14 protein-coding genes are annotated in these 16,163 nt (G+C 43.6%); 2 read left to right on the forward strand and 12 right to left on the reverse strand.

Translation table 11 applies throughout. The features are described from left to right. The first annotated feature begins 89 nt into the window (after positions 1-89). Complete coding sequence (gene pafA / locus D2V93_RS10410) at positions 90-1,760, forward strand: alkaline phosphatase PafA (protein ID WP_119619454.1); 1,671 nt, start codon at positions 90-92, stop codon at positions 1,758-1,760. 12 nt (positions 1,761-1,772) lie between these two features. On the opposite strand, the gene D2V93_RS10415 is transcribed toward pafA, so the two are convergent. The 10 genes from D2V93_RS10415 to gcvP all read right to left on the reverse strand — a co-directional run bounded on the left by D2V93_RS10415 (position 1,773) and on the right by gcvP (position 14,418). Continuing rightward, the gene (locus tag D2V93_RS10415) at positions 1,773-3,953 is read right to left on the reverse strand and encodes a peptidase domain-containing ABC transporter (protein ID WP_119619455.1); all 2,181 of its coding nucleotides are present in this window, start codon (positions 3,951-3,953) and stop codon (positions 1,773-1,775) included. A 2-nt stretch (positions 3,954-3,955) separates the two neighbouring features. Continuing rightward, a complete protein-coding gene (locus D2V93_RS10420) occupies positions 3,956-4,480 on the reverse strand; it encodes a peroxiredoxin family protein (RefSeq protein ID WP_119619456.1) in 525 nt (174 codons plus the stop codon). Position 4,481: 1 nt separating this feature from the next. Beyond that, a complete protein-coding gene (locus D2V93_RS10425) occupies positions 4,482-5,024 on the reverse strand; it encodes a hypothetical protein (RefSeq protein WP_245978192.1) in 543 nt (180 codons plus the stop codon). Between the two features lie 110 nt (positions 5,025-5,134). After that, positions 5,135-5,557, reverse strand: a complete 423-nt coding sequence (locus D2V93_RS10430; RefSeq protein ID WP_147377403.1) for a hypothetical protein — start codon at positions 5,555-5,557, stop codon at positions 5,135-5,137. Positions 5,558-5,628: 71 nt separating this feature from the next. Continuing rightward, entirely contained in the window at positions 5,629-5,817 is a 189-nt protein-coding gene (locus D2V93_RS10435; protein WP_147377404.1) for a hypothetical protein, read from the reverse strand. A 324-nt stretch (positions 5,818-6,141) separates the two neighbouring features. After that, positions 6,142-8,352 (reverse strand): T9SS type A sorting domain-containing protein, encoded by a 2,211-nt coding sequence (locus tag D2V93_RS10445; RefSeq protein ID WP_182849984.1) that lies wholly within the window; start codon positions 8,350-8,352, stop codon positions 6,142-6,144. A gap of 211 nt (positions 8,353-8,563) precedes the next feature. After that, positions 8,564-9,406: a glycosyltransferase family 2 protein gene (locus tag D2V93_RS10450; RefSeq protein ID WP_119619462.1), complete on the reverse strand. Its 843-nt coding sequence runs from the start codon at positions 9,404-9,406 to the stop codon at positions 8,564-8,566. Between the two features lie 272 nt (positions 9,407-9,678). Beyond that, positions 9,679-10,197 (reverse strand): class I SAM-dependent methyltransferase, encoded by a 519-nt coding sequence (locus tag D2V93_RS10455; protein WP_072881163.1) that lies wholly within the window; start codon positions 10,195-10,197, stop codon positions 9,679-9,681. Positions 10,198-10,342: 145 nt separating this feature from the next. Next, positions 10,343-11,401 (reverse strand): 3-oxoacyl-ACP synthase III family protein, encoded by a 1,059-nt coding sequence (locus D2V93_RS10460; RefSeq protein ID WP_072881165.1) that lies wholly within the window; start codon positions 11,399-11,401, stop codon positions 10,343-10,345. A gap of 167 nt (positions 11,402-11,568) precedes the next feature. After that, positions 11,569-14,418 (reverse strand): aminomethyl-transferring glycine dehydrogenase, encoded by a 2,850-nt coding sequence (gene gcvP, locus D2V93_RS10465; protein WP_119619463.1) that lies wholly within the window; start codon positions 14,416-14,418, stop codon positions 11,569-11,571. 126 nt (positions 14,419-14,544) lie between these two features. Between gcvP and D2V93_RS10470 the strand changes: the two genes are divergently transcribed. Beyond that, the gene (locus D2V93_RS10470; protein WP_119619464.1) at positions 14,545-15,369 is read left to right on the forward strand and encodes a UbiA prenyltransferase family protein; all 825 of its coding nucleotides are present in this window, start codon (positions 14,545-14,547) and stop codon (positions 15,367-15,369) included. Here the strand turns inward: D2V93_RS10470 and D2V93_RS10475 are convergent. Beyond that, positions 15,366-15,596 carry a hypothetical protein gene (locus tag D2V93_RS10475; protein ID WP_119619465.1) on the reverse strand — a complete coding sequence of 77 codons (231 nt, stop codon included), beginning with the start codon at positions 15,594-15,596 and terminating at the stop codon, positions 15,366-15,368. The two genes, D2V93_RS10470 and D2V93_RS10475, sit on opposite strands and share 4 nt — an antisense overlap. Positions 15,597-15,598: 2 nt before the next feature. Then, entirely contained in the window at positions 15,599-16,153 is a 555-nt protein-coding gene (locus D2V93_RS10480) for a sigma-70 family RNA polymerase sigma factor (RefSeq protein WP_072881173.1), read from the reverse strand. Positions 16,154-16,163: the final 10 nt, after the last annotated feature.

Here is a 16,163-nt window from a genome sequence, read left to right on the forward strand (position 1 = left end):
TAAGAATATTGTTGAGCATTTAACCTTGATTTAAACTTTTTAAAAGTGATAATTGAATAGCTTTGCCCTTGTTTGATTAAATCCACACCATGAAAAAAACCAACCTCGTTTTATTGCTTTTAGTAATGTTGATGACCAGTTTATCCTTTGGTCAGCGAAAAAAGAAGGACATTCTCGAAGAACAGCCCGAACCCATAGCCCATACGCCCAAATTGGTGGTGGGCATTGTTGTGGACCAAATGCGCTACGACTATCTTACCCGTTTCTGGGCCCAATATGGTGAAGGTGGCTTCAAAAGGTTGGTGAACCAAGGATTCAATTGCAAAAACCATCATTATAATTATGCGCCGACCAGTACGGGTCCAGGACACGCATCGGTCTATACCGGGACAACCCCGGCCACACACGGGATTATCGGAAATGATTGGTACAACAAGGAAACGGGCACCGATGTGTACTGTGCTGGTGACGATAGTTATACCTCCGTAGGGACCACTTCCGATGCAGGGCAAATGTCACCCCACCGAATGCTCACCACAACCGTTACCGATGAGTTGCGTATGCATACCCAAAAAAGGGGCAAGGTGATCGGAGTGGCCCTCAAGGACAGGGGCGCCATACTTCCCGCGGGCCATGCGGCAAATGCCGCTTATTGGTTTGAGGGAGGTGCAGCAGGAAACTGGATCACCAGTTCCTATTATATGGATGCACTGCCACAATGGGTGGTTGATTTTAACAATTCAGATGCCGTGGAAGTCTATAAAAAACCATGGAACACCCTAAAGCCAATAGAGACTTATGTTGAGAGTGGTACCGATGCCAATACCTATGAAGGGATGTTCAAAGGGGAGGCCACTTCGTCTTTTCCGCATGACCTTCCCGCCTTGTGGGAAGCCAATGGACAGTTTGGTCTGCTGCGAACCACTCCCTATGGGAACAGCATGACCGCTGACTTTGCCTTGGCAGCCGTTGAAGGAGAAAGTTTGGGCGTGGATACCATTACCGACTTTTTGGCGGTCAGTTTTTCCAGTACGGACTATGTGGGCCACTTTTTTGGGGTGAACTCCAAGGAAATTGAGGATACCTATATCCGGTTGGACCGAGATTTGGCCCGTCTCTTTACTGCTTTGGACGAAAAAGTGGGCGAGGGCGAATACACTGTTTTCCTTACTGCCGACCATGCAGCCATCGATGTACCGGCTTATTTGAAGGATTCAAAACTGCCAGCGGGCTATTTGGACATGAAAGGGCTGCAGGCTGAGTTTGCGGAATTTCTAAAGTATAAATATGGTACTACCGATGTGGTAAAAGATCTCTCCAACCATCAACTCTTTCTTGATCATAAGATTTTGACCAATTTGGATATCGACCTAAAGGAGGCCCAAGAGGATATTGCAAAGGAGCTTTTAAGCTATGAGGGCATTGGTCAGGTATATACGGCCCATCAAATGTGGACAAACAATTATACCAAGGGCATTCCCTATATTTTGCAGAATGGCTATAACCAAAAACGATCGGGAGATGTGCTCATCGTGCCCAACCCAGGGTTCATTTCGTATGGAAGAACGGGTTCCACGCACGGCTCCCCACAGATCTATGATACGCATGTGCCTCTATTGCTCTACGGAAAGGGCATAAAACAAGGCAGTACGGTGAACCGAACCGAGATTCCCGACATTGCCCCTACCATTTCGGCCTTGTTGGGTATTGCGTTCCCGAGTGGAACTACGGGTAGGCCCATTGGAGAGGTGTTGGAGTAAAAAAGAGCTGTTTTAGCAATGAGTTTCCAGTTCAGACCAAAAATCACTGTAAAAATTTTGTGATTTCATCAATTTGTGATGTGTGCCAAAGTTTGATGTGATTTTGTTCTCTATAACATAGATCTGATTGGCAATTTTTGGTAGGTGATGAATTCTGTGTGAAATAAGGATGACCGTCAGTTTGGATTTCAGTTTTTTCAACAGTTCAAGGACAAATTTTTCTTTGGTCCTGTCCATTGCGGATGTTGGTTCGTCCAAGATCAAAAGTTGAGGTTTTCGATATAAGGCTCTCATTAAGCCGATGATTTGTTTTTGCCCACCAGATAAATTGATTCCTTCTTCTCCCAAGATTGTGGCATACCCTTGGGGAAGTTCGGTGATGAAATTGTCGAACCCATAATCCTCGCAAAATTGTTTTAAGTTGTCGAAATTTTCTTTCCTTCCCAAAAGGATGTTGTCCACTACATTTCCTGAAAAAATTGTTATTTCTTGGGGGACAATACCTATAAGGGTTCGCCAATCGAGAGTGGAAATATTCTTAAGTTCAAAATGATTGTTTATGATGATTGACCCGTTTTCAATAGGGTAAAATTTTTGTAGTATCTGTGCCAACGTACTTTTTCCACAACCACTTTCACCTACAATGGCCACACACTCATTTTTTGAGATGGAAATATTGATGGATTTGAGTAGTTGACTGCGTCCAGGGAAACGGAAGGACAAGTCCTTGATGGTCATTTTTTCAAATGAAGCCAAATGAATGCTGCCAATATCTTCTTTGTCCAATGAAGCAAATTCATACATTCTGTTGAAGGCCACCTTTGCCTCATTTATAGGGATTGCAATCAATGCCAAACTGGCCATTGATGGCAAAAGCGACCCCGAAATACCCAATATGGCCATCAACTCTCCCAGCAAAAGATTATCGCTATAAACTTCTATTGAAGTATATGTTAAAATGGCCATCAGAAAGAGTACACTAAAAATAGCTGAAAACAATGATAGCCTAACATTGATTTTCCCTAAATCAAATACTTTTTCTTGATAGCTCCCATAAATTATTTGATTGATCTTTTTGAAGAGCTCCTGTCCATTGCTATTTTTAATGCTTGCTATTCCTTGGATGGAGGAAATATAGTTACTTTCACTATGCGCATACCCTTGCATTACATTTTTTTGAGCGTTGATAATTCGTTGATTGAATCCATGGACCAGAACAAAGTATAGAGGAATACTGGCAAAGGCTATCAACCCCGTTTGCCACGAATAGTAAAAGAGAAATATCAATGAGGTCAGAGTAATTAAAATGTTTATGATGACATTGGCAACAATGGTTTTAATTACCCTTTGCACCCGTTCAGTATCGTTGAGTCTACTTGCCAACTCGCCTATTTTTCGGGTGTCAAAAAAAGGTTTGGGCAAATTTAAGAGAGAGGAATAAAAACTGTCAATAATCCGGTTGTTGAAATCCTTTGTCTGTCTAATCAGAAAATAATCCCGTAAAGCGATAAACACTATCTTCACAAGCAATAAAACAGAGACTAAGACAATGCCGGTAACCAATTTATTGAAGTCCTTGGAGGGTAGTATTTCATCTATGAGTTTCTGGGAGAATATGGCCATGGCCATTCCTAATATCGCTATGCCAACTCCTAGCAGAATGCTGAAGTTTATCAATCTGAAATCTTCTTTTAAAAGGCTCAGGAACCATTGTCTTTTATCCTTGTGGAGGTTTTCTTTTAGGTTAAATTTTTTATTTGGTGTTAGGGTAAGGCAGGTCTTGGTCTTCCATATTTTTTCCAACTCTTCAGGGGAGCACATGGAAATACCCTTTGCAGGGTCGCCAATTATAAATGTGTCATTTTGATAGCCATAAGATACCAGATAATGTTGTAACCTTTCTTCCAATGTCACGTGCAAAATTATGGGCTCCGGGTGCTCTTTCAGAATTCTTATGTTTGCTTTATTGCCTTGTGCCGTAAAGCCAAGTTGGTTTGCAGCTTGGTAAAGTCCCAGTAGTGTAGTGCCTTGTTTGTTTGTGCCACTGAGTTCCCTAAGTTTTTCCAAAGAGTTTTGGCCACCGTAAAAATTGATCAAAGATAACAGGCAGGCTACACCACAATCACTTTGGTCATGTTGTAGAACGAATGTTTTCTTTATTTTCCTAGTGTCCAGAAGTGCGGCCCTGTTCATATCTATTTTTGTTTGATGGTATTTAGAATACCATGGACACTCAACTGCCCTTTTTGGATTTTCAAGAGTTTTTGATCTTTGTCATAGATGAGGCTAAAAGGTATTGAAGAGGGTTGGAACAATTTGGAAAAACTGTCGTCCTTATCACGTAAGAAATTCACGTTGGGTATGTTGCCAAGACGGTTGTGTTCTGAAAACTCTATGATTTTCTCCATGGATTCTGTTGAAACAAATACAAGATGGGCACCTTTTAATAGATGGATATTCTCGGAGATGTTTTTTGCTTCGTGTTGACAAAACTCACAGTCGGAATTAAAATACAGGAACACGGTGGGGATTCCTTCATGTAAATGTTCTTTTGTGAACAATGAATCATCGAGTGTTTTGAAACTAAAATTGGGTATGGTTTCAATACTTTGTACAAGCTTCTGTTTTTCTTGAACTTTGTCCACTATTTGGTGGCCGAGAAGGACGGAAATACCAAGAACCAATATCAAGATGATGTTTTTTAACTTTCTTTTGTGCATTTTAGCCCATACTTAAGGTGAAGAACATGATGCCGATGACCCATATCAATAATCCGGTCCCATAACTGCTCGCCACGATTTTTATTCCAGTGTTTTGCTTTTTTGGGGTTTTTAATGCCTTGTCCAAGAGATAGGCGAGAACGATCCAGTAGGTAATTTCAAAAACATTGATTGTTTGGAGGGGATAAACCCACCAAATATCCAAGCCTTCATGTCCCACAATGTTCAATGCCGAAAAAGGATAGAAATATTGAAGGTCTTCCAAGGTATAATCTTTCTGGAAAAAATGGAACCAAAGGGTTTTGAGGATAATGGGTACAAGAAAAATAAACTCACTCAACAATACAATACCGAACAAGCGGCCATACTGTATTTTTTTCTCCATTAGGAAACAGCCTGTATCCAAAATAACGGCTATAATGGAAATTTTGATCAATAAAATAAGGGGAACCAATATGCTCCAGGTGAATTCCCATTTTTTTTGAAAGTTGATGATTTCCTCAATCTGTTCAATGGTGTAGTGGTTGGAAAGTGATTCTATCAATAGGTTATCCCCATTCAATAGTTCCTTTGATAGTAAACCAATGCCAAGTGATAGGACAATTAAAACTGAAAAATAGAATATATTCTTTGTCGTCAAAAGAGATAAGTCTATTAATTTGAAAGTTTAGATATCCTTAGGTAATTATTTCTGCCAAAGATTTGCCAGCCAACAATAATGGCTATGGGGGAAATAAGGGCCAAATAAGCAAATGGATTGATGTAATCGAGAATCATTAATAAATTACCTATTATGAAGCATCCAAATATTAATATGAACAAACCATTGTGGATTTGACTAGATATAATTAGAGAATCTTTGTTAGCAATGTTTTGATTTTCCCTTTTTGAAATTTTAATGGTGTTTGAAGAGCACCAATCAACTTTTATATTCAACGTTGAACCGGCTTCGACTACAATTTCTTTACTTTTTTCATTCGGTTCGAAATAATCTATAAATTCACCATTCACATAAATTTTCAAGGCTCTGAAAATAATCATGTAATCTTTACTTCTCTTTAAAATGATTGTTGACATTTTTTCTGTTTTTTAAAGATGAATCCTGGACTCTCACATTAGGGAATCCAGGACTTTAATGATTTTCTTTGTTAACACCCAGCTAAATCTGCAGCATATGCCGCTGCGCTTATTGCCAGTGCAATTCCTGCTCCAACACCAGTCCACCATGAAGCCACTCCAAAAATTAGAGCAGCTCCTCCTAACCCTTCAGATAGACCGTCACATTCTACACGGCCACCTTGAACATTTTCCATTTCATTAAAATTCATTGTTCTCATAATTATTACATTTTTTGGTTATACCATCCAGGTTAAGTTTGTGGCAAAGAATTGGGATGGCAAAACAATTCTCTGTCTTTGTAAGAATTGGTTCACTTATATAGAGTAATATATTTATTTTTGTAAGGGAAGTTCCTGTAAATTGATAGATGTCTGTTTTCAATTGACGGATGGGCCATTTGAATTGATGGATAAAGATTTTGATGGTCATTTTGGCTAGAAATACCGGGCATTGCCCCTACCATTTCGGCCTTGTTGGGTATTGCGTTCCCGAGTGGAACTACGGGTAGGCCCATTGGGGAGGTGTTTGAGTAAAGGAATTCTCTACCTCAATACAATCATTTTTTTTCTGATGACCTGCATGGAAGAAGGGTCTGTATAGATCAATAGATAAGTGCCGCTGGAAAGGTGATCAATCTTGAGGGTGGTTTGATTTGTCACTCGCAGCACCAATCTGCCGTTGGCATCAAAAATTTGGACCACGAAATCTGAAGCATTGTCTTTTTTGATAAATATTTGATTTCTTGCTGGGTTGGGATAAATGATTACCCCATTTTTAATTTCTGGTTCTGGTTCTGGTTCTGGTGTGGTCTCCAATAGTCCATCGCAGTTTTCGTCCACTTCATTATCTGGTATTTCATCGGCTGAGGGATTGATACTTGGGTCATTGTCATCACAGTCATCCGCATTGTCAAATCCATCTTGGTCGAGATCATCGTCCAAGGTTAAGGGATCACAATCATCATCGACGCCGTTGTATGGGATTTCCACGACAGTTGGATTGATGTTGGGGTCATTGTCATCACAGTCATCCGCATTGTTGAACCCATCCTGATCAAGGTCATCGTCCAGAGTAGCGGGATTGCAATCGTCATCGACGCCGTTGTATGGGATTTCTACGACAGTTGGATTGATGTTGGGGTCATTGTCATCACAGTCATCCGCATTGTTGAACCCATCTTGGTCAAGGTCATCGTCCAGAGTAGCGGAATCGCAGTCTTCATCGATACCATTGTACGGGATTTCCACAACACTTGGATTGATGTTCGGGTCATTGTCATTACAGTCATCCATATTGACAAAGCCATCTTGGTCGAGGTCATCGTCCAGTGTGGCGGGATTGCAATCATCGTCGATGCCATTATATGGAATCTCAGCTGCATTTGGATTGATGTTCGGGTCATTGTCATCACAGTCATCCGCATTGACAAAACCGTCCTGGTCGAGGTCATCGTCCAGTGTGGCGGGATTGCAATCGTCATCAATGCCATTGTATGGGATTTCTACGACAGTTGGATTCATGTTGGGGTCATTGTCATCACAGTCATCCGCATTGGCAAAACCGTCCTGGTCAAAGTCGTCGTCCAGCGTGGCGGGATCACAATCATCATCGATGCCGTTGTAGGGAATCTCCGCGGCAACGGGATTGATGTTCGGGTCATTGTCATTGCAGTCATCCGCATTGTCAAATCCATCTTGGTCAAGGTCATCGTCCAGGGTAGCGGGATTGCAGTCCTCATCGATACCATTGTACGGGATTTCAATCGAACTGGGGTTGATGTTGGGGTCGTAATCGTTACAATCCTGTTCGGAAGTAAATCCGTCTTGATCAAAATCTATCACCCCAATGTCATAATGTAGACTCAAATATTGGGTTAAAGTGAGGGTCAAGGCATCTACAAAAAGTGCTCTATCTGCGGGGTCGAAACGTACATCTTGGTTGACTTCAATTTGAATCCCATCAATTTCACCAGCATTTAATCGGGACCCATGTATCCAAACGTTGTAACCGCCATTGTAATAATCCTCGTTCGGATTGGGATAAGGGTCCACGGAACTTGGAACTGTCGGATAACCTTTTTCATGGAGCAAGGTTCCAAAACTATAAGGTCCCTTCAGTAGTTCCACATGCTTCAGTCCACCCTGATTATCGTTGATCAAAGTCCGGATACTGTTTTTGTTGATATAGGCGTTGGTGTTCAAGGTGGCATCCGAAAGCCGAAGTTCATCCCCTGTCAATGTGTAGCCCAGTTCAACTCTTTCAATGGCATGCGCATGTCCATGAAGGTCCAAGAAAAGGCCACGCCCAAAGTTTTGGATGATATCTACTTTCGCGGATTCTATATAACCGTGGTAATTGTCAAAAGCCAATTCTACGGTAGGGTTGCCATTCGCTGCTTCGGGCTTTTCACGGTTTGCATCAAATTTTGCCCGGGAGAGTCTGTTGATGATGACATAAGGGTAGAAACCAGTTTCATTAAAATAGGCTTGGGCAATGGCCCTTCCCATGGACTGGGTATGAGTATCATTGCCAGTGATGCAGCCCATGCAGTTCCTGTCGGGGATTATGTTGGGATTCATATCCCCATCATGTGGAACGGAAATGATGATGGGGTGGTTACCATGGATGTATTCCACAAATCCCGTATTGTCGAAATAGGCTTGTCCGGGCTGCTGGGCCAAGACCCGACCCGATAGTAGGGTAAGGACCAATGTGAAAAACAATGCCGAAGGGGAAAATGGGTATGGTTTCATATGCATAACCGTTTTGCGGCCCTATCCTGATGATCATATCAGGTACGGTTGCCATTATTGGGTTATGCCGTTCTTGGATTAAAGGTAGGGGGATTTGATTCTTGGATATGGGTCGAATTGATGGAAGTCCGTTTCCAATTGACGGATTGATTTTTGCTTGAAATCCTGTAGGACAATCAATACGATAAGAGCTGTAAATACGTGTGAAATCTTATATTTTGGACCAAATCCCCTTCCAACGGTAACTTCGGATAAACTTTCCTTCTTCCTTGGAAACATAAAAGGCGCTTTGTTGGAACCATGCTTTTAGGAACCCGAAAATGGTTTGAAAGTAGAGTCTTGGGCTTTTGGCCAGCAAAGCCATCTTGAGTGCCGCCACTTTGGTCAGAACAATACCGTAGCGCATTTTGTAGAGTGCTATCCCCTTGGCCTGGTAGTTCTTGGAACTGTACCCATGTCCGGTAGGGCGGAGGTGTTTGACCTTCAGTTCTGGAACGGTCTGTGTGTCAAAACCATGGTATTTGGCCAAGAGGGTGTCCACAGTATCCCAGCCCACTCCGGGCCGCAACCCTCCAATCCTATTGAAACAGGCTTTGTGGTACAGTTTGATAGGTCCACGGATATGGGTTTTGTCCGCAATGTTCTCATATGCCCAATCCCTTCCTTTTTGAACAAAGAGCAGACCTGAGCACATACCCAGTTTCCAATTGGCTTGGAACAGGTTTACCATGCTTTCAAAATAATGGGGAGGTAGGATGATGTCCGCATCAAATTTTCCGATAAGATCAAATTCAGCGGTGTGTTGCAAGCCGAAATTAAAAGTGTCCACCACTTTCTTACCGGGGATGTGCTCATCCGCAGACATTCGTTGAAGCACTTTGATCCATGGAAATTCTTGGGCAAAGTTTTGTGCAATCGCAAAAGTGTCATCTGAAGAGTTGTCGTCCACCACAATAACCTCATTGGGCAAATGGGTCTGTCCCACAAAGGAATCCAGACAATCTTTTAAATAAGCCGCCTCGTTATGTGCAGGAATGACAATGCTGATCCACATGCGTTAAAATTCCAAAAAACAAACCACAAATCCCAATTAAGTTATTAGGTTATTTAGTTGTTGGGTTCCTGTTTCTTGACTCTTGTTTTCTTTGTCTGACACAAACTCCATGAACTAGGGCTAACCTATTTGCAGTTGAACTTGAGCTTGTTGTTTGGTCATTGCGCTCCAATTTCTTGATTCCTGGGTCCTGTGCCTTATTTTGACACGAATTTCACGAATTTCCACAAACCTTTTATCAATTGAACTTCAACCTGAGCTTGTCGATTAAATTATCTTTCCGCGTAAACAATATAGTATCGATTGGTAAAATATCTTAACAAAGGCCGGATTCCGATTTTTTTGGCGGGATTGGTCCATTTTGCAGAATCTTTTATGGTCCACCCGGCTTTTTCCAACAACCAATCAAATTGCCAGTCCTCAAATTCATGGTAATGCCTGTCCCAAAGATCGGTCTTGCTCCGATAGGCAGGGGAAAACCACAACCGCATCGGGATACTGGCCACCAATTTATTGGCCTTTATCTCTTTTAGCACATTGTAGGGGGCTACCATATGTTCAAAGATTTCAAAGGCGGTCACCACACTGGCATCGGATCGGGAAACGGCTTCAAAATCAACGTCCAGATCCTCACCTTTGGTGTTTTCCACATGGTACCCACTCGCCTTCATGATTTCCGAAAAAGGATTTTCAACTCCCAGATCCAATATGGATTCTGAAGTACCAATGTGTTTCTGTAAAAACGCCAAGGTGTGCTTGTAACGTTTGTTGGGAAAGTTGTTCTCGTACATTCGCTAAAATTCCAAAAAACAAACCACAAATCCCAATTAAGTTATTGAGTTATTTGGTTATTGGATTATTGTTTTTTGAATCCTGCATCTTCGTTTGACACGAGTTACACAAATTACACGAATCTTTTGAACTTGAACTTGTCATTTAGTATCGATAAACAATCGCATTGATGTTCATACCAGCGCCAACACTGGCAAAGATGACCACATCCCCTTTTTTGAGCTCATGTTGGGGCAGCCCACCTTTCAATACCATGTCATACAGCGTGGGTACTGTGGCGACAGAGCTGTTGCCCAGTTCATGGATGCTCATGGGCATGATGTTTTCGGGAACATCTTTTCCATAGATCTTGTAAAATCGCTTGATGATGGCCTCGTCCATTTTTTCATTGGCCTGATGGATGAATATCTTTTTGACCGCATCGATCCCCACCCCGCTTTCATCCAAACAGCTAGCCATGGCCTTGGGTACGTTGATACAGGCAAATTCGTAGATTTTACGTCCAAGCATTTTAATATATCGGGTATCCTTGCAGCCCTCGGCACTGTTGGTCTTGTCAAAATAGAGATAGTAAGCCTCCTCGCCCGCATAAGTGACAGAGTCATGTGCTAAAATATCACCCGAATTCTCTGTTGATTCTATGATGGCCGCCCCGGCACCATCGGAAAAGATCATGCTGTCACGATCATAGGGGTCCACCACCCGAGAGAGAGTTTCGCTGCCAATCACCAAGCATTTTTTTGCCATACCGCTCTTGATGAATGCTGAAGCATGGATGACCCCTTCTATCCATCCTGGGCAACCAAAAATAAGATCGTATGCCACACATTTGGGGTTTTTTATCTGTAAAAGGTGTTTTACCCGTGTAGCTAAACTTGGCAAGGTATCCCCTTGGACTTTACCTGGGGTCATATCGCCAAAATTATGGGCAAAGATGATGCGGTCCAGTTCCTCTTTATCGATTCCAGCATCAACAATGGCCTTCTCCGCAGCCAAATACCCAAGATCGGAAGTCTTCAGCTCAGGTTCGGCATATCTCCGCTCCGCAATTCCGGTGATGGCTTTGAACTTATCAATGATGATTGCATTGTCCTGCTCAAATTTACTACCATCAACCCCCAAGAACTGATGCTGCAAAAAGGCTTCATTTTTGGTGATGATGGAGGGAATATAGCTCCCGGTGCCTGTAATCCCAATTTTCATGTTGAGGTTTTTAAAATTGATAGAAGATACGCATTGATAACGACATATATTATGCATGCATAATAAACCTTACAATGTCCAAATGCTCCTATCTTGAATTTTATAATGGAAAAAGCCTCGACCTAAACTATAGGCCAAGGCTTTTTGTGTGTATCTATAAGGGTTTGTTATGCTTCTGCGTAAGCTTCAATAGGAGCACAAGTGCATATCAAATTACGATCCCCAAACGCTTCATCTGTCCTTCGGATGCTGGGCCAAAACTTATTTTCCGCTACGTAGGGCAACGGAAATGCCGCTTTTTGTCGGCTGTAGGGATGTTCCCAGATATCGTTGGTGATCATGCCCAACGTATGTGGGGCATTTTTAAGGACATTGTTGGGTTCGTCGGCACTCGCCTCATCAATTTCCTCTCGAATGGAAATCATGGCATTGCAGAATCGGTCAAGTTCGGCCATACTTTCACTTTCCGTAGGCTCTATCATCAGTGTTCCGGCCACTGGGAAAGATACTGTCGGGGCATGGAAGCCGTAATCGATGAGCCGCTTGGCAATATCTGTTACCTCAATCCCATTGGCCTTGAAAGGTCGGCAATCGATGATCATTTCGTGGGCGGCCCTTCCTCTTTCACCGGTGTAGAGCACATCAAACTTGCCTTTGAGTCGATCTTTGATATAGTTGGCGTTCAGGATGGCCGCTTTCGTGGCGTTTGTGAGTCCTTCGGCACCTAACATCTTGATATATCCGTAAGAGATCAAACAGACCAATGCACTTCCCCAAGGGGCTGCGGAAATGGCCGTGATAGCCTCTTTTCCTCCTGTTTTGATCACGGGGTTGGATGGAAGGAAAGGTTTCAATTGCTCTGCCACGCAGATGGGCCCTACTCCTGGTCCACCACCTCCGTGCGGGATGGCAAAGGTCTTGTGAAGGTTGAGGTGGCAGACGTCCGCACCAATAGTGGCAGGATTGGTCAACCCGACCTGTGCGTTCATATTGGCACCGTCCATATACACTTGTCCCCCGTTATCGTGGATCAATTGGGTGATCTGTTTGATGGACGATTCAAAAACCCCGTGGGTGGATGGGTAAGTGACCATTAAAGCAGCAAGATTTTCAGAATACAGCTTAGCTTTTTCTTCCAAGTCGGCCATATCGATGTTGCCTTTCTCATCCGTTTTGGTCACCACCACTTTCATGCCTGCCATTACAGCGGAGGCTGGGTTGGTCCCATGTGCGGAAGCGGGGATCAAACAGATGTTCCGATGTCCCTCGCCCCTGGATTCGTGATAGGCACGGATGACCATCAGACCGGCATATTCTCCTTGTGCCCCAGAGTTGGGCTGAAGGGAAGTGGCCGAGAACCCGGTAATGACATTCAACTGTTCTTCCAAAGATTTCAATACTTCTTGGTAGCCCTGCGCCTGTTCCAATGGAACAAAAGGGTGGATGTTGCCCCAATGCGGCCAGCTCAAGGGAAGCATTTCGGAGGCTGCGTTCAACTTCATGGTGCAACTGCCCAAGGAGATCATGGAATGGTTGAGGGCAAGGTCCTTACGTTCCAATCGTTTGATGTAGCGCATCAACTCGGTCTCGGAATGGTAGGAGTTGAACACTTCATGCTCCAAGAAAGGGGTTTTTCGTTGTAGTACAGCCGGTATGGCCTCTTCTTTGGCAACATTGGCTTCTTTTCTTTGGATGTTATGGGCTTCCAAAAAGCAGGAAACCAATATTTGCACATCTTGATCGGAGACCGCTTCGTTCAAAGAAATGGAGACCGTTTCGTGGTCAACATAATTTAGGTTGACTCCTTTTCCTTCGGAAATCTCTTTTAGTTTTTCAATCTGTTTTACCTTGACCGTTATCGTGTCAAAGTAAGCGGTATTTGTCTGTTGGAACCCATGGGACTCCAGTGTGCTTGCCAACGATCTGGCGTGCTTATGTACTTTGTTGGCAATATATTTCAACCCTTCTGGGCCATGGTACACGGCATACATGCCTGCCATGACGGCCAACAATACTTGTGCGGTACAGATGTTGGATGTGGCCTTGTCCCTTTTGATGTGCTGTTCCCTGGTCTGTAGCGCCATACGTAGGGCACGGTTGCCATCGGTATCCTTGGTCACACCTATGATCCTTCCAGGAATACTTCTTTTGTATTCTTCCTTGGTGGCAAAAAAGGCCGCGTGGGGACCTCCATAGCCCAACGGAATACCAAATCGCTGGGTGGTGCCCACCACTACGTCCACGCCCCATTCACCGGGAGCCTTCAACATGATCAAGCTCAGGATATCGGCGGCTACGGCCACTTTGATCTCATTGGCCTTTGCTTTTTCCACAAAAGAACCATAATCATGTACTTGGCCATGCTTTCCAGGATATTGCAAGAGTACGCCATAGAATTCAGAAGAGAAATCAAAGGTTTCATGGTTACCGATCACCAACTCAATACCTAAAGGTATGGCACGGGTCTCGAGTAGGCTCACTGTTTGTGGGAGCACTTCCTCCGACACAAAGAATTTGGCGGCACCATCCTTTTTTTGTTGCCTTCCGCGAAGTTCGAACAACATGGTCATGGCCTCGGCCGCAGCGGTACTTTCATCCAATAGGGATGCATTTGCGATTTCCATGCCCGTGAGATCGCTCACCATGGTCTGGAAATTGAGCAGGGCCTCCAACCTTCCTTGGGCAATCTCTGCCTGATAAGGCGTATAGGCGGTGTACCATCCTGCATTTTCCAAAATGTTCCTTTTGATGGGGGAAGGAGTGAGCGATTCATGGTAGCCCAAGCCTATGTAGGTCTTGAAGACCTTGTTCTTTTGGGCTAGCTCCTGCAAATGGTTCAGGAACTCGTGCTCACTGATCCCTTCGGGAAGGTCCAGTTGTTTTTTGAGTTTGATATCATCGGGAATGGTCTCATGGATGAGCTGTTCCACACTATCGACCCCAATCGTTTTGAGCATTTGGGGAAGGTCTTTTTCTGATATGCCGATATGTCTGGCGGCAAACACTTCTGTATTCATGTTCAATCCAATAAAGTGCACAAAATTAGGGATTAATTCAATGAAAATAGGCAATTTTGAAGGTCAGTGAAGCAAAGTTGTTAACCACTGATCAACCTTTTGAGAGCGAAGGAAAACCCTGTGAAGATGAAGACCTTGAAGTCCATTTTTGATTTTTATCTGGATGCCAGTATCCATGTGGCCTTGGCCGTATTGTCGTTGGCAGGTGTTACCTTTCATTTGTTGGGCATTTCTTCCGATATCGACCTATTGGGGTTCATTTTTTTTGGGGTGATCGTCTGTTACAATTTCATCAAGTATGGGGTGGAGGCCTATAAATATTTGATAGTGTCCAATGCCTATCACAAGGTCATCCAAGTCTTCAGTTTTGTATCATTTGGCTTTTCGCTCTATTTTTTGCTGCAACTGGATGCCATGATCTGGTGGGCCACGGGAATCTTGGGCCTGTTGTCCGCATTGTATGCCGTTCCATTTTTGCCCAGCACAAAAAACCTAAGGAGCCTCGGTGGTTTGAAAATCTATATTGTGGCCATTGTATGGGCCGGGTTTACGGTGCTTTTGCCTGTTTTGGATGCACAAATGCCCATCAATTGGGATTTTTGGGTGCTTTTTCTGCAAAGGATGGTATTGGTATTGGTGCTCATCATACCTTTTGAGATCAGGGACCTGCAATGGGACGACAAGGACCTTAGGACCTTGCCACAGGTACTGGGGGTTAGGCGGGCCCGAAATTTGGGCATCGTCCTATCTGTCGTTTTTTTTCTCCTTACTTTTTTGAAAGATGAAATCCATCAAGTTGAGGTTATACTGAGGTTGACCCTGACAGTGGTCTTGATCTTTGTACTTATCGCCAACGAAAAAATGAAATCCCGATACTTTGTATCGTTTTGGGTAGAGGCCATCCCGGTCTTCTGGTTTGGGATGTTCTGGTGGGTGGAGCGGTTTTTTTAGAGCCTTTTTTCGAGGTCACGTTTCATGCATTCCTTGTCATGTTCGGACAGAGTGGAAAGGCCAGCGCGATCACAAAGGGAAGTCAACTTGGAATTCTTTTTGGAATACGTTTTACAGGTCTTGCAATACCACAGATGGAACCGAAGCTTTACAATGTCCCAAAAGCTTGCCTCCTTGTATTGGGATTTGTTACAGATATGTGACGCCTCTTCGCATGAAATCTTCATAGCTAAAACCAATTTTCGTTCAAACAACCCATGAGCGAGGTCCTTGCCCTATGGATCATTACCCACAAATTGGACGGATTAATGTCCAACTCATTACAAATATCTTCAGTTTCCATTCCTTGGATAGTCTTCATTTTAAAGACTTGGGCCTGTTTTTTTGGCAATTTGTCCAAGCATTCCTGCAAGGCGAGTCCCAGCTCCTCGTTCTCCAATATGTTGTCCCCATCCCTGGTAAACGGGTCGGCTACTTGCTCTTCCAACCAATCTCCTTCGGATTCGGAATCCGTGCTATAGTTGATGCGTACCTCAGCCTTTCCTTTTTTGGAATTGCTCTTGCGGTAATGGTCTATGACTTTTCTTTTCAATATGGAGACCAACCAAGTACGTTCGGCGGCGTCACCCTTGTAGTTTTTGGAGGAATTGAGACCGGCGAAAAAGGTTTCCTGTACCAGATCCTTGGCAATTTCTGCATCGCTGACCCTGGCTACGGCGTAGTTGAAGAGGTAATCTGCATAGAGATCTACCCAATTCTGTGGATGGAGTTCGTGCTTGCCCATAGTTTCGAAG

It is taken from the genome of Flagellimonas taeanensis (assembly GCF_003584105.1).
GTDB lineage: Bacteria > Bacteroidota > Bacteroidia > Flavobacteriales > Flavobacteriaceae > Flagellimonas > Flagellimonas taeanensis.

Bases quoted from the DNA above. Each gene is read 5' to 3' on its own strand.
- D2V93_RS10460 (WP_072881165.1), bottom strand. From the start codon at position 11,401: ATGAAAATTGGGATTACAGGCACCGGGAGCTATATTCCCTCCATCATC.
- D2V93_RS10455 (WP_072881163.1), bottom strand. From the start codon at position 10,197: ATGTACGAGAACAACTTTCCCAACAAACGTTACAAGCACACCTTGGCG.
- D2V93_RS10420 (WP_119619456.1), bottom strand. From the start codon at position 4,480: ATGCACAAAAGAAAGTTAAAAAACATCATCTTGATATTGGTTCTTGGT.
- D2V93_RS10430 (WP_147377403.1), bottom strand. From the start codon at position 5,557: ATGTCAACAATCATTTTAAAGAGAAGTAAAGATTACATGATTATTTTC.
- D2V93_RS10480 (WP_072881173.1), bottom strand. From the start codon at position 16,153: ATGGGCAAGCACGAACTCCATCCACAGAATTGGGTAGATCTCTATGCA.
- D2V93_RS10475 (WP_119619465.1), bottom strand. From the start codon at position 15,596: ATGAAGATTTCATGCGAAGAGGCGTCACATATCTGTAACAAATCCCAA.
- D2V93_RS10445 (WP_182849984.1), bottom strand. From the start codon at position 8,352: ATGAAACCATACCCATTTTCCCCTTCGGCATTGTTTTTCACATTGGTC.
- pafA (WP_119619454.1), top strand. From the start codon at position 90: ATGAAAAAAACCAACCTCGTTTTATTGCTTTTAGTAATGTTGATGACC.
- D2V93_RS10470 (WP_119619464.1), top strand. From the start codon at position 14,545: ATGAAGACCTTGAAGTCCATTTTTGATTTTTATCTGGATGCCAGTATC.
- D2V93_RS10435 (WP_147377404.1), bottom strand. From the start codon at position 5,817: ATGAGAACAATGAATTTTAATGAAATGGAAAATGTTCAAGGTGGCCGT.
- D2V93_RS10415 (WP_119619455.1), bottom strand. From the start codon at position 3,953: ATGAACAGGGCCGCACTTCTGGACACTAGGAAAATAAAGAAAACATTC.
- D2V93_RS10450 (WP_119619462.1), bottom strand. From the start codon at position 9,406: ATGTGGATCAGCATTGTCATTCCTGCACATAACGAGGCGGCTTATTTA.
- gcvP (WP_119619463.1), bottom strand. From the start codon at position 14,418: ATGAATACAGAAGTGTTTGCCGCCAGACATATCGGCATATCAGAAAAA.